Origin of the sequence: Shewanella sp. AS1, from assembly GCF_021412565.1 — a bacterium.
Lineage (GTDB): Bacteria > Pseudomonadota > Gammaproteobacteria > Enterobacterales > Shewanellaceae > Shewanella.
In genome coordinates this window covers 69905-85192 of record NZ_JAKCLJ010000011.1, presented here as the reverse complement: position 1 = coordinate 85192, position 15288 = coordinate 69905, and the positions used below count along the sequence as shown (strand labels likewise).

The following is a 15288-nucleotide window of genomic DNA, read 5'->3' as shown; positions in this document are numbered from 1 at the left end:
ACGTTAATTTAGTCTAAAATGGTTTAACTATGCCCAAAAATGGGATTTGTGAAGTAACGATAGCGGAGCACTTAAAATGATCCAAATGCAATCGACTCTAGAAGTCGCCTGTAACAGTGGCGCTCGTAGAGTTCAGTGTATTAAGGTCTTGGGTGGCTCTCATCGTCGTTATGCCGGTATCGGCGACGTCATCAAGGTTTCTGTTAAAGAAGCTATTCCTCGCGGTAAAGCGAAGAAAGGTGACGTGTATAACGCGGTGGTAGTCCGTACTAAGAAAGGCGTACGTCGTCCAGATGGTTCTGTCATTCGCTTCGATCGCAATGCAGCGGTTTTGCTTAACGCAAACCTTGCACCGATTGGTACTCGTATCTTTGGACCAGTGACGCGTGAACTGCGTACAGAACAATTTATGAAAATTGTTTCTCTGGCACCAGAAGTACTGTAAGGAGCTTCAAAATGGCAGCTAAAATCCGTCGTGAAGACGAAGTAATTGTACTAGCAGGTAAAGACAAGGGTAAACGCGGTAAAGTTTCTCAAGTTTTGCCAACTGGTAAGTTAATTGTAGAAGGCATCAATCTGATCAAGAAGCACCAGAAGCCTAACCCACAACTGGGTGTGACTGGTGGTATTGTTGAGAAAGAAGCACCGATACAAGCATCAAATGTAGCGATTTTCAACTCTGCCACTGGCAAAGCTGATCGCGTTGGTTTCCGATTTGAAGACGGCCAAAAGGTTCGTTTCTTTAAGTCGAACAGTGAACTCGTTAAGTAATTGGAGTAAACGATGGCGAAACTGCATGATAAATATAAAGAGACTGTTATCGCTGAGCTTTCTAAGAAGTTCGGTTATACCAGTGTCATGCAAGTCCCTCGGATTGAGAAAATCACCCTGAACATGGGTGTTGGCGAAGCTGTGGCAGATAAGAAAGTTATGGAGCACGCGCTTCGTGACATGACTGCTATTGCTGGTCAAAAGCCAGTTGTAACTGTTGCTCGTAAATCAGTTGCTGGTTTTAAAATCCGTGATGGCTACCCGATCGGCTGCAAGGTAACCCTACGTGGCGAACGTATGTGGGAATTCCTTGAGCGTTTAGTTGATATCGCAATCCCGCGTATCCGCGACTTCCGTGGTCTGAGCGCTAAGTCGTTCGACGGACGTGGTAACTACGCAATGGGTGTTCGTGAGCAAATCATCTTCCCGGAAATCGATTACGATAAAATCGATAAAATCCGCGGTATGGATATTGTGATCACGACTACTGCGAAGAATGACGAAGAAGGCCGTGCTTTATTAGACGCCTTTAACTTCCCATTCAAGAAATAAGGGTAGCGAAATGGCAAAAAGTTCAATGAAAGCACGTGAAGCAAAACGTGCAAAGCTCGTGGCTAAGTATGCTGAAAAGCGTCTAGCTCTTAAGGCTATCATTAGCAGTCCAACCACTTCTGATGAAGATCGTTGGGATGCAGTTCTTAAGCTGCAAGGTCTACCACGTGACTCAAGTTCTGCGCGTCAGCGTAATCGTTGTAGTCAAACTGGTCGCCCACATGGTTTCCTACGCAAGTTCGGCCTGAGCCGTATCAAACTGCGTGAAGCTACCATGCGTGGTGAAGTTCCTGGTCTGCGTAAGGCCAGCTGGTAATACTTGTCACGGAGTAAGCTAATATGAGCATGCAAGATCCAATTGCGGATATGTTAACTCGCATTCGTAACGGCCAAGCTGCTAACAAAGTATCAGTATCTATGCCTTCTGCTAAGCTGAAAGTTGCTATCGCACAGACGCTTAAAGAAGAAGGTTATATCACTGACTACGCCGTAGCAGGCGAAGCCAAGCCGGTTTTAGAAATCACGTTAAAGTATTTCCAAGGCCAACCAGTCGTTGAGACTATCCAGCGCGTAAGTCGTCCTGGTCTTCGTATTTACAAAGGTAAAAACGATCTACCAAAGGTGATGGGCGGTCTGGGTGTCGCAATCGTGTCCACTTCTAAAGGTTTGATGACTGATCGTGCCGCCCGCCAACAAGGCATGGGTGGAGAAGTTATCTGCTACGTAGCATAAGGAGCTAGCAATGTCTCGTGTCGCAAAAGCACCAGTCGCTATCCCTGCAGGCGTAGAAGTGACTTTAAACGAACAAACTATCACCGTTAAAGGTGCCAAAGGTAGTTTGACTCGAGTAATTAACGCTGAGGTTTCTGTTGTTGTTGAAAACAACGAAGTCAAGTGTTCTCCAGCTGAAGGCGCTTCAACTGCTGCGCAAGCTGGTACTGCTCGAGCTTTAATCAACAACATGGTTGTTGGTGTTAGCCAAGGTTTTGAAAGAAAACTGACTCTAGTTGGTGTTGGTTACCGTGCAAAAATTGCTGGTAACGGTATCGACTTGACTCTAGGTTTCTCACATCCTCTAGTACACCAGCTTCCTGACGGCGTAACTGCAGAGTGCCCATCACAAACTGAAATCGTACTGAAAGGTACCGATAAGCAGTTGATCGGCCAAGTTGCTGCAGAGATTCGTGGCTACCGTCCACCAGAGCCTTACAAAGGTAAAGGTGTTCGTTATGCTGATGAACAAGTACGCCGTAAAGAGGCTAAGAAGAAGTAGGTAACGCGATATGGATAAGAAAACATCTCGCTTACGCCGCGCGACTCGCGCCCGTAAGAAGATCCAAGAGCTGGGCGTTAACCGTCTGGTTGTACATCGTACACCACGTCATACTTACGCACAGGTTATTGATGCCAACGCGCAAGTTGTGGCGGCAGCTTCTACTGCTGAAAAAGCGGTATCAGAGCAGCTTAAATACACAGGTAACGTTGATGCAGCTAAAGCAGTAGGCAAAGCCATTGCTGAGCGTGCAATCGAGAAAGGCGTAACTGTAGTTGCATTCGATCGTTCCGGCTTTAAGTATCATGGTCGCGTTGCTGCTCTAGCAGACGCTGCTCGTGAAGCTGGCCTACAGTTCTAAGGAATGATTAAAAATGGCTAAATTTGAAGCTCAACAAAAAGACGATCTGCAAGAAAAATTAGTTGCAGTAAATCGTGTTTCTAAAGTAGTTAAAGGCGGACGTATCTTTAGCTTCACTGCACTAACTGTAGTGGGTGACGGTAACGGTAAAGTCGGCTATGGCTATGGTAAAGCGCGTGAAGTACCAGCAGCAATTCAAAAAGCAATGGAAAAGGCTCGCCGTAACATTGTTACTGTTGAAATTGTAAATGGTACTCTGCATCACCCTGTTAAGGGCCGTCACACTGGTTCACGTGTATACATGCAACCAGCGTCTGAAGGTACTGGTATTATTGCCGGTGGTGCGATGCGCGCCGTATTGGAAGTAGCAGGCGTTCATAACGTACTGTCAAAAGCATACGGTTCTACTAACCCGATCAACATCGTTCGCGCAACTGTAGATGCGTTGGTGCACATGAAGTCACCAGCTCAAATCGCAGCTAAGCGTGGCCTGAATGTTGATGAAATTCGAGGTTAAGCATCATGGCTACAAAAACTTTAAAAGTAACTCAGACTAAGAGTTCAATTGGACGTTTGCCTAAGCATCGTGCAACTTTGACTGGTCTAGGTCTACGCCGTATTAATCACACTGTTGAGCTGGAAGATACTCCAGCGGTACGCGGTATGATTAACAAGGTTTACTACATGGTTAAGGTGGAGGACTAATCAATGAAATTGAATACTCTATCTCCAGCAGCTGGTTCTAAATCAGCCGCTAAGCGTGTAGGTCGCGGTATCGGTTCTGGCCTAGGTAAGACTGCTGGTCGTGGTCACAAAGGTCAGAAGTCACGTTCAGGCGGCGGCGTTCGTGTCGGTTTCGAAGGTGGTCAAATGCCACTTAAGATCCGTCTACCGAAATTTGGTTTCACTTCGCGTAAAGCGTTAGTAACTGCCGAAATTCGTGTTAGCGAACTAGCTAAAGTTAACGGTGATGTTGTCGACTTAAATGCACTGAAAGATGCGAATCTCGTTACTCGCAACATACAGTTTGCTAAAGTCGTTCTTTCAGGTACCATTGAACGCCCAGTGACCGTAAAAGGTCTTAAGGTAACCAAAGGTGCTCGCGCAGCAATTGAAGCTGCCGGCGGAAAGATCGAGGAATAATACGTCGATGGCAAAACCAGGACTTGATTTAAAAAGCGCGAAAGGCGGGCTTTCTGAACTGAAAACACGCCTCCTGTTCGTGATTGGTGCGATTATCGTCTTTAGAGCCGGTTCGTTCGTACCAATTCCTGGTATTGACGCAGCTGTATTAGCAGAGCTGTTTAATCAGCAGAAGGGTACCATCTTAGGCATGTTCAACATGTTCTCTGGTGGCGCCCTTGAGCGTGCTTCTATCTTTGCATTAGGTATCATGCCGTACATTTCGGCATCGATTATCATGCAATTGTTGACTGTGGTGCATCCTGCACTTGCTGAACTGAAAAAGGAAGGCGAATCAGGACGTAAGAAGATCAGTCAATATACTCGATATGGCACTCTGGTCTTGGGTACATTCCAAGCGATCGGTATCGCAACCGGTTTACCCAATTTAGTTCCTGGCCTGGTGGTTAACTTAGGTCTTGGTTTCTATTTTGTTGCGGTAGTGAGTTTAGTTACAGGAACCATGTTCCTTATGTGGCTAGGTGAGCAGATCACCGAACGAGGCATAGGTAACGGTATCTCGATTCTTATTTTCGCAGGTATTGTTGCTGGCCTACCATCTGCTATCGGCCAAACGGCTGAGCAGGCGCGTCAAGGCGACTTGAACGTACTGGTATTATTGTTGATTGCAGTGATTGTATTCGCTGTGACCTATTTTGTAGTGTTTGTTGAGCGTGGACAGCGTCGTATCGTTGTTAACTATGCTAAGCGTCAGCAGGGCCGTAAGGTATTCGCTGCGCAAAGCACTCACTTACCACTTAAGGTCAACATGGCGGGTGTGATCCCACCAATTTTTGCGTCAAGCATCATTTTGTTCCCAGGCACACTGGCTCAGTGGTTTGGTCAAAATGAAGGGTTATCTTGGTTGAGTGATTTTTCACTCGCTGTTTCACCAGGACAACCGCTTTACTCATTATTGTATGCAGCAGCAATCATCTTCTTCTGTTTCTTTTACACTGCGTTGGTGTTTAACCCACGTGAAACAGCTGATAACTTGAAGAAGAGTGGTGCGTTTATTCCCGGGATCCGTCCTGGAGAACAGACTTCGCGTTATATAGATAAAGTAATGACCCGCCTGACTTTGGCCGGTGCTCTATATATTACCTTTATCTGTTTAATTCCGGAGTTCATGTTAATCACGTGGAAAGTACAGTTCTATTTTGGCGGTACTTCACTACTCATTATGGTAGTTGTGATCATGGACTTCATGGCTCAGGTTCAGACCCATATGATGTCTCATCAATATGAGTCTGTGATGAAGAAAGCTAACCTAGTAAACAAAGCGAATTTAGATCGCTTTGGACGCTAAGTAGCTTTACGGAGTGATGAAATGAAAGTTCGAGCTTCCGTGAAGAAGATCTGCCGTAACTGCAAGATCGTCAAGCGTAGCGGCGTTGTACGCGTTATCTGTGTTGAACCAAAACACAAACAGCGTCAAGGCTAAAAACTTTTGACCAGCTCAGGCCCCTGAGCTGGTCAAAATATTATTTGCAAAATTGTCATCTGTCGAGTATCCTACCGGGCTTTTCACAGATGGCCTTTAACTTATGAGGAGTGCATAGTGGCCCGTATCGCTGGCATTAACATTCCTGATCAAAAGCATACAGTCATTGCATTGACTGCAATCTATGGTATTGGACTGACTCGCGCACAACAAATCTGCGCAGCCACTTCAATTGCTGAAGATGCTAAGATCAAGGAATTGAGCGAAGCTCAAATAGACACACTACGCGAAGAAGTTGCTAAATACATTGTAGAAGGTGACTTGCGTCGTGAGATCTCTATGAACATCAAGCGTCTGATGGACCTTGGTTGTTATCGTGGTCTCCGCCACCGTCGTAGCCTGCCCCTTCGTGGGCAACGTACTAAGACCAATGCGCGTACGCGTAAAGGTCCACGTAAGCCAATCAGAAAGTAACGGGAAGGTACCAATATGGCTAAAGTTCCGTCACGTTCACCGCGCAAGCGTGTACGTAAACAGGTTGCTGATGGCATGGCTCATATCCATGCGTCTTTCAACAACACAATCATCACCATTACAGATCGTCAAGGTAATGCACTTTCTTGGGCAACTTCTGGTGGTTCAGGTTTCCGTGGTTCACGTAAATCTACCCCGTTTGCTGCACAGGTTGCTGCTGAGCGTGCAGGTGTTGCTGCTCAGGACTACGGTGTTAAAAACCTTGAAGTCTTCGTGAAGGGTCCAGGTCCAGGACGCGAGTCAGCTATTCGAGCGCTGAACGCAGTTGGTTATAAAATTACCAACATTACCGATGTGACGCCGATCCCTCATAATGGTTGTCGTCCTCCTAAGAAACGTCGCGTGTAACGCCGTTTTTAATAGGATAGTTGGAGAAAGAAAATGGCAAGATACTTGGGTCCAAAGCTCAAGCTCAGCCGCCGAGAAGGTACAGACCTTTTCTTAAAAAGCGGTGTGAGAGCAATTGATTCGAAGTGTAAGCTTGAAGCTGCACCTGGACAACACGGCGCTCGTAAGGCACGTTTGTCTGAGTACGGCGTTCAATTACGCGAAAAACAAAAAGTTCGTCGTACTTATGGTGTGCTTGAAAAGCAATTCCGTAACTACTACAAAGACGCTGCACGTCTAAAAGGTAACACTGGTGAAAACCTACTTACTCTTTTAGAGACTCGTTTAGATAACGTTGTATATCGTATGGGTTTTGGTGCTACTCGTGCTGAAGCACGTCAGCTAGTCAGCCACAAATCTATTATGGTTAACGGCCGCGTTGTTAACATTCCATCATTCAAAGTGTCTGCGAATGATGTAATTAGCGTTCGTGAGAAGTCTCAAAAGCAAGCCCGTATTAAAGCTGCTTTAGAAGTTGCGTCTCAACGCGAAAAGCCAACATGGGTTGAAGTAGATAGTGCTAAGATGGAAGGTGCTTTCAAGCGTATTCCAGAACGTAGTGATTTATCTGCGGAAATTAACGAACAGCTGATCGTCGAGCTTTACTCTAAGTAAGGCTAATAAACAAGAGAGGACACAATGCAGGGTTCTGTTACAGAATTTCTTAAACCGCGTCTCGTTGATATCGAGCAGGTTAACCCAACACGTGCCAAGGTTACACTCGAACCGCTTGAGCGTGGTTTTGGTCATACTTTAGGTAACGCGTTGCGTCGTATCCTATTGTCGTCTATGCCCGGCTGCGCGGTTACCGAAGTCGAGATTGATGGTGTACTGCACGAATACAGCAGCAAGGAAGGCGTACAAGAGGATATCCTAGAGATCTTGTTAAACCTTAAAGGTTTAGCAGTGGTCATCGAGGGTAAAGACGAGGCTATGCTTACTTTAAGCAAGTCAGGCACAGGCCCTGTTACCGCAGCTGATATCACGCACGATGGTGATGTTACTATTATGAATCCTGATCATGTTATCTGTCATCTGACCGGTAACAATGACATTAGCATGCGTATCCGTGTCGAACGTGGTCGTGGTTATGTTCCAGCTTCTGCTCGAGCACAAACCGAAGACGACGATCGTCCAATTGGTCGCTTACTAGTGGATTCATCTTTCTCACCCGTTGCGCGTATTGCTTATAATGTTGAAGCAGCACGTGTTGAACAACGTACTGACTTAGACAAACTCGTTATCGATATGACCACTAACGGTACTATCGATCCTGAGGAAGCAATTCGTCGTTCAGCGACAATTCTAGCCGAACAGCTAGATGCGTTTGTTGAATTACGCGATGTCACTGAGCCAGAGCAGAAAGAAGAGAAACCAGAGTTCGATCCAATTCTGTTGCGTCCTGTCGACGATCTAGAGCTAACTGTACGTTCGGCTAACTGTTTGAAAGCCGAAGCGATTCATTACATCGGAGATCTGGTACAGCGTACTGAGGTTGAGCTACTTAAAACGCCTAACTTGGGTAAGAAATCACTTACCGAAATTAAGGATGTGTTGGCTTCTCGCGGACTATCATTAGGTATGCGTCTAGAAAACTGGCCTCCAGCTAGTTTAGCAGACGACCTATAAGTCCTCGTTTGTACAGATTTAGGTAATAAGGATTAGGTCATGCGCCATCGTAAGAGTGGTCGTCAACTAAACCGTAACAGCAGTCATCGTCAAGCTATGTTCCGTAACATGGCGAGCTCTTTAGTCCGTCACGAAGTGATCAAGACTACTGTTGCTAAAGCGAAAGAACTGCGTCGCGTAGTTGAACCTCTAATAACACTTGCTAAGAGTGATAGCGTTGCAAACCGTCGTTTGGCGTTTGCTCGTACTCGCGACGCTGAAGTCGTAGGTAAGTTATTTAATGAATTGGGTCCACGCTACCAGGAACGTCCTGGTGGATATACCCGTATCCTTAAGTGCGGTCTACGTACTGGTGACAAAGCGCCAATGGCGTATATTGAACTAGTAGGTCGTCCAGAAACTGCAGTTGCTGTTGAAGAAGCTGCAGAATAACACTGGGATTCATTGTTAAAAAGCCGGGCGAATGTCCGGCTTTTTTATGTCCTTTTCCATTAATAGCTATTCCCGTCCTTCAAAATTCCCTGTCTATGGGGTCGCTCAATTCATTGTTTATCCGCTTTCAGACACTGTATTTTTTAGTGTCATCCGCTTATGTCTATCCCATGAAAATCCTTCTTGACTGGATTCATAGCGTTTGTGAGTGTAACTTTATGATTAAGAGCTTAATTTCACGCCGGGTAGGGCATTGATTATATTTAGGCGCTCTTTTTGGCCAAGAATGATGGCCAAGATACATGACCACGAGCGACAGCTTGATGCATCATTAATTATCGTTTTCGGGGATAAAATGAAACCAATCATGGATTACCTCAGGCTGTTACTCTTTATCTGTGGCGTCTTGATAGGAATTCAAGTACCTGCCTTTGTTGAGCAGTACGGCCAGAGTCTGGCGGCGCACACTAGCGAGGCTAAGATGGCGTTGGCCCAATTTCAGCGGGATGCGGATCGCTTCTTCGATGGCGATCTTGCCGCCTTGATCGCTCACTATAGACAAAACCCCGACAGCGTGATTAATGCCGGGGCGCAGAGCATCGAATCACTCCATGAACGTTATCAGCTGCTCGATGATGCTCTGCAACGCTTTAATCAGTCCAGCTACAGTGGCTTCCAGCAGTTGGCCTTTGCGCCTCTAGAAGATGTTCGTAGCGAGGTGTGGCAGCATTTTAGCCACAACATCATGCTAGATGGTCGCGCGATTGCTATAGGCTTAATCTTAGGCTTGTTGATATCAATATTTTGCGAGCTCTTGCTACGCGGGTGTGTTGGCCTTTATGCAGCTGGGTGTCGATTGCTGATGCCCAAAAAGGTAAAGTCATAGACTCGTATTCTATGCTTTAGTAACCCTGTTTTCTCTCAGTGTTTGTTTGTCCAAATAACGACTATGCTTGTCTCTATCTGTTAGATTTTCCTTTTTACCTTGCCTTCATATTTTATCCTAAGGAGCACCCATGATAGCTATCGGACAAAAATTACCCAGTGTTAACCTAAGCGAGCTTACGCCTGACGGTATGGTTAGCCATGATCTCAATACCTTGTTCGCCAATAAAAAAGTGGTGTTATTTGCGGTCCCCGGTGCATTTACGCCAACTTGCTCAGATGAGCATCTCCCTGGCTATGTCATTTTGGCGGATCAATTTAAGGCGAAAGGTGTGGATATTATCGCCTGCGTTTCGGTTAATGATGCCTTTGTGATGTCGGCCTGGGGTAAGGCGCAAAACGCAAGCGAGCTGATGATGTTAGCCGATGGCGATGGCAGTTTCAGCCGTGCACTGGGACTGGAGATGGATACAGGTAGTTTCGGTGGTGTTCGTTCGCAGCGTTATGCCATGGTGATCGACAATGGCGTGGTGACACTGCTTAATGTTGAAGAGCCTAAGAGTTTCGAGGTCAGCAAGGCCGACGTGGTACTGACCAGTATCTAAAAAGTTAAACTGAATTGGGTGGCGTTGATGTTTGAGTCTGGTGTGTTGCCCGCAGACTGGTTTTAATGTCGACGACCCCTTGTGCCACTTCACTGGCGATAGTTTGACTCTGTTTGACTGAGTGCCGTGCATGATGTTTTAATTCATCCATGGCGGCTGTGAGTTGATCCAGGTGCAGCCGTTGATTGTTGCTGTAATGAGCGCCTTTCTGAGCCGTTTCACTCATCAATTGCGCCTGCTGCTGTACGGTTTGGGTCACTTGCCAGACCGAATTTGCTCCCTGTGACTGTTTCATACAGGCATGCTCTATCCCTTTTACACTCTGTTCTAATGCTTCATTGGCCTGTGTTAGTTGTGCGAGTATGGTGACTATCTCGCTCAGAGACTCCTGAGTGCGTTTTGACAGGCCGCGTACTTCATCGGCGACTACGGCAAAGCCGCGCCCCTGTTCCCCGGCTCTGGCTGCCTCAATCGCGGCATTTAGGGCTAACAGGTTAGTCTGCTCGGCAATATTGGCAATCACATCGATTATGGTAGCGACATCTTTAACCGAGGTGTTCAGGCTGTTGAGCGAGTCATGGCAATGACTTACTGCACCTTGGGTGGCACTCGCCGCGTCCATTACGGCTTTGACCTCTTGCTGACTCGATAACATCTGTTCATATGTCTGCTGCGCATTCTGCTCTACTTGCTGCGATAACTCACAGACTTCACTGGCGATAGTGCGGGTTTGTTCGGCTTGGGTCTGGGCGTTATCGACAATATTGAGGGTTGTGCCTGTCTCTTGAGCGAGTTTCCCGATTCGATTCACGAGTTGACTGAGGGAGTTGGAGATGGTGCCAATCTTGACTCGCTGGGCTTCATCTTCCATCTCAAAGCGCTCGAGTAACTGATTAAAGTGCCCAGCGATCTGGCCAGTTTCACAGCGTCTATGTATGGTAAGACGCTGACGTTGATTCGACTGAGTTAGGCCGCCGAAGGCGATATTCAGGTGTTTAAGGGGGTTAACAACCAGACGCTGCTGTAACAGCAGATACCCTAAGGCAAACAGAGCCAGTAGAGATACGACACTGTAGATAAGTAGCTGAAGTTGCTGTTTCAGGTGTTGACCGCGAGCCTGCTGTGCCTGTCCCAGCATCAGCAGTTGCTGTTCTACCTTTGCTATGGCTGTCAGCATTGCCTCCTGTGCCTCACTGTTGGCGCGGAGCATCGCATAGGTATTGTTAAGCTCTTTGCCATAGCGATGACTCAGTGAGAGTAGCTCGCTGCGATCGCTCTCACCTAGCTCTATGGTTTCGGCGTCATCGTCGCCCAGAGCAAACTCGCCGGTAGCTTGAGTTCGATAACGACCTATCAGTGGCAACTTGTCTAATTGATCATGCCAGACCTGTAACTGCTCCAGCTCAGAGGTGAGTAGCGACTTTAGCTGCTGCTCTTTCTTGAGCAAATAGCTGTCGCTCAGTTGCGATAGCTGATATATCAAAGGCGGCAGAGCTTGGGTGAGCCTCAGATACTCCAGTGCCAGAGTGGGATTTTGTGCGATCCCTTCGCTGGCATAGTGCGCTAGGCGACTGTTATAGGAGAGCATCTCCCTCTCGGCATGGGCCAGCAGCTGTCTCGGGTTGCCAGCGAGTTTACCTGCGGCGCGGTAGAGACTATCCAGATCTTGGGTAAATTTTGCAATCTCTTGGGCCAGTGTCTGTGCATCTTGATGGGACAGATTCCGAATCTCCTGCTGAATGTTTTCCAGTTGCTGTTTGGCATCTTCGAGCTGGCTGGCATCGCCCGTGGTGAGATAAGCTTCCAGCTTTCTGCGGATCTCGACTAAGAAGTGCTGCTGCACTTGGTTAACCAGATGGGTCTCAGTTTCTATCTGAGAGCGTTTCTGCTCGCTCCAGACAGTGACTGTAGCTAACAGTGTGGCCAAAAGCAGCAGGGTGGCGGAAGCCCAAAGGGAGAGAGTCGAGATTTTCATAATCGGTGCCAATGTCATTTTGGCCTAGAATATGACTTAAATATGACAAATTGATGACGAGAGATTTAATTACAATATATTGAATTTCATAGTAAAGGCAGGCTGTTTTAGTGATAAATATCTGAACGCTTGAACTGCATATTACTCCAGCGGTAACCATACCATGGCGCATAGACCACCTTCGGCGCGATTAGTTAAAATCACTCTGCCCTGATGACGATCGACGATACGCTTGATAATTGCTAAACCAAGGCCTGAGCCCACGCTGCCACGGGCTATGTCGCCTTGGGTAAAGGGCTGGAATAGTTTCGGGATCTGTTCAACCGGGATCCCCGGGCCATTATCTTCGACACTGAACCCGACTCGTCTGCCATCGAAATGGGAGCGGATTAAGGTCCAGCCATTGCCGTAGCGGAAGGCGTTTTCAACCAAGTTAGTGATCACTCGCTTGATGGCAATCGACTGCATTGGCACTTCTGGGCAGGAAGAGAGTTCGAGAATAATATCACCCTCGCGGTTGGATTCAGCATGGGCCACCGCTTCGATTAACTCATTTATCTGTCCCGGCTCATGTATGGTTTCCTGATCCTGGCGGATATAGGCGATAAACTGGTTGATGATGGCATCCATATCCTCTATGTCGTGGGCTATGCCTTCTTTAAGATACTCATCCTCTTCTACCATCATCTCAGAGGCGAGGCGGATCCGAGTCAAAGGGGTGCGCAGATCGTGGGAGATCCCAGCCATAAGCAAAGCCCTGTCTTGCTCCAATTGCTGCATGCTATGAGACATCTGATTAAAGGCGTTGGTTACTTCTATGATCTCGGTCGAGCCACTGAGGGGCAGTGGCGGTGGATAATCGCCTCTTGAGACCGAGATAGCTGCCTTTTGCAGCCGTTTAAGCGGCTTATTCTGGTTGCGGGCAAACCACCATCCGCCAATCACACTCAAGGCGCCAATTACCATAAGATAAAGCGTCAGGGGCGAGAGGCCAAATTCATTAAAGCCAGTCAGCGGCACTTTAATCCAGATAGAAGGCGCTTGTGGCGGCCGGATCCAGATCTCAAACTCTTGTCCCTGTGCAATACGCACTTCGGCCTCGCCGCCTAAGTGTTCAGACATCTGCGCCGATAACAGGTTGTAATGGATTGCCCGATCGACCCCAGCTTCTCGCGCTTGCTTGAGGTTATAGACATGCATGCCATCATCACGCACCTTGGCATTAAGGGCATCGACCATAGTTAGGTGTTCACGGCCAATATCTACGCCATCGACAAACAGTATCTTCACCTGACGGGCGATAAGTTGATTGATCTGTTGGTAAGTCGGCTGAATAAAATAGACGGCAACCGAGAGATAGGAAACCAGTTGATTCACCAACAGCAAAGAGCCAATCAGCAGAACTGTTTGGCTAAATGCGCTGCGGGGGAGAAAGCGTTTGAACCATCTCATTAGATTATTGATTCAAGCGTGGCGATTAGCGCCGCGCTGCGCCGTCGGGTACGAATACGTAACCCAGACCCCACACGGTTTGTATATAGCGGGGATTGGCGGCATCCTTCTCGATGAGGCGGCGAAGCCTGGAAACCTGCACATCGATAGAGCGCTCCAGCGCGGAATAGTCTCGGCCGCGAGCTAGATTCATCAGCTTATCCCGAGATAGGGGTTCTCTTGGATGGCTGACGAGCACCTTAAGCACGGCAAACTCGCCGCTGGTCAGGGCGATAGCCTTATCGTTGTGGTGCATCTCTCTTGTCGCCAGATTGAGGGTAAACTCGCCGAAGCTGATCTCTTCCTCCTGCTGGGTTGGCGCGCCAGGTACCTCTGGGGTTTGTCGGCGCATTACCGCTTTGATGCGTGCCAGCAATTCGCGGGGATTAAAGGGTTTAGGCAGGTAATCGTCGGCGCCCAGCTCCAGGCCTATGATGCGATCGACCTCATCGCCTTTAGCCGTCAGCATTACGATGGGAATGCTGTTGCCATTTTGGCGTAAACGGCGGCAGATGGATAATCCATCTTCGCCGGGCAGCATCAGGTCGAGCACGATAAGATGAAAATTTTCCCGTTCGAGCAATCTATCCATCTGCTCAGCATTTGCGGCACTTCTAACCTGATAACCTTGTTCCAACAGGTAACGCTCTAGTAAGGCCCTTAGCCGCATATCATCGTCGACGACCAGAATTTTAGAGGTTTCTTGTCCCATGCTTGTATCCTTAAACTTCAGAATCTATGGCTGATAGCGCGCATTCAAATTCCTGATATTTATTATTAATCTTAGGCGCCTGTTTAATATAGCTGTTTTGCCAATTAAAACACCAGACAGAATTATCATGCCAGATTTGAGTGTAGCCTGATTTGCCACAGAGTTGATTTTTTAATTCATTGAAATAAAGATAAATTTTACTTTTTCATCCCTTGTAGGGGAAAGTGTAACTAAATTAAATGAAGCGAGTTTGTTCATTGCAATTCGCTTGGGTGAATTTTGCTTGTCTCAGCGCTTGCCAGCAGAATTAGTCCCTAGGTATTATCGGCCGATAGTTTGCGCCAAGTAAGATGAGTTCCAAGATGCAGAGTAATAATAGTGACACCAAAGCCATGCTGATCACCCGAGAGGGCTGGCTTGCGCTCGACAGAGAGCTTAAATATTTGTGGAAAGAGTATCGTCCTGAAATAACTAAAAAAGTTCAGGAGGCTGCCGCCCAGGGCGACCGAAGTGAGAACGCTGATTACACTTACAACAAACGTTTGTTAAGGCAGATAGACAGCCGGGTGCGCTATCTGGTCAAAAGGGTCGAGGATCTGAAAATTGTCGACTACTCTCCCCAGCAGGAGGGTAAAGTATTTTTCGGCGCCTGGGTGGAGCTGGAAAATGAGGCCGGTGAGATAGTGCGTTATCGCATAGTCGGTAAGGATGAGCTAGACACTAAGCTGGGCTATATCACTATCGATTCGCCCATGGCCAGGGCGCTTATCGGTAAGCAGGTGGACGATGAGGTGGTGGTGAAGACGCCCGTCGGTAAGAAGGAGTGGTACGTCAATAGGATCCAGTATAAGGCGTTTGACGACTAGAAACTGCCTTACTGTTTTAAGCCCTGGTGTAAGCCTGGGCTAACGGGTTTTATCAAGCTTATCCAATTTAATAGCTTGATAATTCAGTTGATATTGGATTAGCAAACCCTGTGTAACGATATCTTGTCACAGTCGGGTTAATCCTGTGTTGCCCTGCGCGTAAGTCCTTGATGATCTCGATCAAGGCAG

Annotated in this window: 23 protein-coding genes; 20 read left to right on the top strand and 3 right to left on the bottom strand. The window is 47.4% G+C overall.

The features are described 5' to 3' along the window. The first annotated feature begins 76 nt into the window (after nt 1–76). The 19 genes from rplN to LZP69_RS13405 all read left to right on the top strand — a co-directional run bounded on the left by rplN (nt 77) and on the right by LZP69_RS13405 (nt 10055). The gene (gene rplN / locus LZP69_RS13495) at nt 77–445 is read left to right on the top strand and encodes a 50S ribosomal protein L14 (RefSeq protein WP_011863976.1); all 369 of its coding nucleotides are present in this window, start codon (nt 77–79) and stop codon (nt 443–445) included. Nucleotides 446–456: 11 nt separating this feature from the next. Further along, nucleotides 457–771, top strand: coding sequence for a 50S ribosomal protein L24 (rplX, locus tag LZP69_RS13490; RefSeq protein ID WP_234201255.1), 315 nt, complete (start codon nt 457–459; stop codon nt 769–771). A 12-nt stretch (nt 772–783) separates the two neighbouring features. Further along, nucleotides 784–1323: a 50S ribosomal protein L5 gene (rplE, locus tag LZP69_RS13485; RefSeq protein ID WP_011863978.1), complete on the top strand. Its 540-nt coding sequence runs from the start codon at nt 784–786 to the stop codon at nt 1321–1323. Nucleotides 1324–1333: 10 nt separating this feature from the next. Continuing rightward, on the top strand, nt 1334–1639 hold the full coding sequence (gene rpsN, locus LZP69_RS13480) for a 30S ribosomal protein S14 (RefSeq protein WP_234201254.1): 306 nt from the start codon (nt 1334–1336) through the stop codon (nt 1637–1639). A 23-nt stretch (nt 1640–1662) separates the two neighbouring features. Further along, the gene (rpsH, locus tag LZP69_RS13475; RefSeq protein WP_041510735.1) at nt 1663–2055 is read left to right on the top strand and encodes a 30S ribosomal protein S8; all 393 of its coding nucleotides are present in this window, start codon (nt 1663–1665) and stop codon (nt 2053–2055) included. A gap of 10 nt (nt 2056–2065) precedes the next feature. Continuing rightward, entirely contained in the window at nt 2066–2596 is a 531-nt protein-coding gene (gene rplF / locus LZP69_RS13470) for a 50S ribosomal protein L6 (RefSeq protein WP_234201253.1), read from the top strand. Nucleotides 2597–2606: 10 nt separating this feature from the next. Beyond that, nucleotides 2607–2957: a 50S ribosomal protein L18 gene (rplR, locus tag LZP69_RS13465; protein ID WP_234201252.1), complete on the top strand. Its 351-nt coding sequence runs from the start codon at nt 2607–2609 to the stop codon at nt 2955–2957. A gap of 13 nt (nt 2958–2970) precedes the next feature. Continuing rightward, a complete protein-coding gene (gene rpsE, locus LZP69_RS13460) occupies nt 2971–3474 on the top strand; it encodes a 30S ribosomal protein S5 (protein ID WP_234201251.1) in 504 nt (167 codons plus the stop codon). Nucleotides 3475–3479: 5 nt separating this feature from the next. Then, nucleotides 3480–3662: a 50S ribosomal protein L30 gene (rpmD, locus tag LZP69_RS13455; protein ID WP_011863984.1), complete on the top strand. Its 183-nt coding sequence runs from the start codon at nt 3480–3482 to the stop codon at nt 3660–3662. 3 nt (nt 3663–3665) lie between these two features. Further along, nucleotides 3666–4100, top strand: a complete 435-nt coding sequence (gene rplO / locus LZP69_RS13450) for a 50S ribosomal protein L15 (protein WP_234201250.1) — start codon at nt 3666–3668, stop codon at nt 4098–4100. A gap of 7 nt (nt 4101–4107) precedes the next feature. Then, nucleotides 4108–5448 (top strand): preprotein translocase subunit SecY, encoded by a 1341-nt coding sequence (gene secY, locus LZP69_RS13445; RefSeq protein ID WP_234201249.1) that lies wholly within the window; start codon nt 4108–4110, stop codon nt 5446–5448. A 21-nt stretch (nt 5449–5469) separates the two neighbouring features. Then, nucleotides 5470–5583: a 50S ribosomal protein L36 gene (rpmJ, locus tag LZP69_RS13440; RefSeq protein ID WP_006083579.1), complete on the top strand. Its 114-nt coding sequence runs from the start codon at nt 5470–5472 to the stop codon at nt 5581–5583. Nucleotides 5584–5700: 117 nt separating this feature from the next. Beyond that, nucleotides 5701–6057 (top strand): 30S ribosomal protein S13, encoded by a 357-nt coding sequence (rpsM, locus tag LZP69_RS13435; protein WP_011863987.1) that lies wholly within the window; start codon nt 5701–5703, stop codon nt 6055–6057. Between the two features lie 15 nt (nt 6058–6072). Continuing rightward, nucleotides 6073–6465: a 30S ribosomal protein S11 gene (gene rpsK, locus LZP69_RS13430; protein ID WP_234201248.1), complete on the top strand. Its 393-nt coding sequence runs from the start codon at nt 6073–6075 to the stop codon at nt 6463–6465. A gap of 33 nt (nt 6466–6498) precedes the next feature. Further along, entirely contained in the window at nt 6499–7119 is a 621-nt protein-coding gene (rpsD, locus tag LZP69_RS13425) for a 30S ribosomal protein S4 (RefSeq protein WP_234201247.1), read from the top strand. Between the two features lie 24 nt (nt 7120–7143). Then, nucleotides 7144–8133, top strand: coding sequence for a DNA-directed RNA polymerase subunit alpha (locus LZP69_RS13420; RefSeq protein WP_234201246.1), 990 nt, complete (start codon nt 7144–7146; stop codon nt 8131–8133). A gap of 39 nt (nt 8134–8172) precedes the next feature. After that, a complete protein-coding gene (gene rplQ, locus LZP69_RS13415) occupies nt 8173–8565 on the top strand; it encodes a 50S ribosomal protein L17 (RefSeq protein WP_234201245.1) in 393 nt (130 codons plus the stop codon). 355 nt (nt 8566–8920) lie between these two features. Further along, nucleotides 8921–9451: a DUF2937 family protein gene (locus LZP69_RS13410; protein WP_234201244.1), complete on the top strand. Its 531-nt coding sequence runs from the start codon at nt 8921–8923 to the stop codon at nt 9449–9451. A 130-nt stretch (nt 9452–9581) separates the two neighbouring features. After that, a complete protein-coding gene (locus tag LZP69_RS13405) occupies nt 9582–10055 on the top strand; it encodes a peroxiredoxin (RefSeq protein ID WP_234201243.1) in 474 nt (157 codons plus the stop codon). 4 nt (nt 10056–10059) lie between these two features. On the opposite strand, the gene LZP69_RS13400 is transcribed toward LZP69_RS13405, so the two are convergent. The 3 genes from LZP69_RS13400 to ompR all read right to left on the bottom strand — a co-directional run bounded on the left by LZP69_RS13400 (nt 10060) and on the right by ompR (nt 14233). Next, entirely contained in the window at nt 10060–12030 is a 1971-nt protein-coding gene (locus tag LZP69_RS13400) for a methyl-accepting chemotaxis protein (RefSeq protein ID WP_234201242.1), read from the bottom strand. Between the two features lie 141 nt (nt 12031–12171). After that, the gene (gene envZ / locus LZP69_RS13395) at nt 12172–13482 is read right to left on the bottom strand and encodes a two-component system sensor histidine kinase EnvZ (RefSeq protein WP_234201241.1); all 1311 of its coding nucleotides are present in this window, start codon (nt 13480–13482) and stop codon (nt 12172–12174) included. A gap of 25 nt (nt 13483–13507) precedes the next feature. Next, entirely contained in the window at nt 13508–14233 is a 726-nt protein-coding gene (gene ompR / locus LZP69_RS13390) for an osmolarity response regulator transcription factor OmpR (RefSeq protein WP_234201240.1), read from the bottom strand. Nucleotides 14234–14595: 362 nt separating this feature from the next. On the opposite strand from ompR, the gene greB reads away from it, so the two are divergent. Next, nucleotides 14596–15099: a transcription elongation factor GreB gene (gene greB, locus LZP69_RS13385; protein WP_234201239.1), complete on the top strand. Its 504-nt coding sequence runs from the start codon at nt 14596–14598 to the stop codon at nt 15097–15099. The last annotated feature ends 189 nt before the right edge of the window (nt 15100–15288 follow it).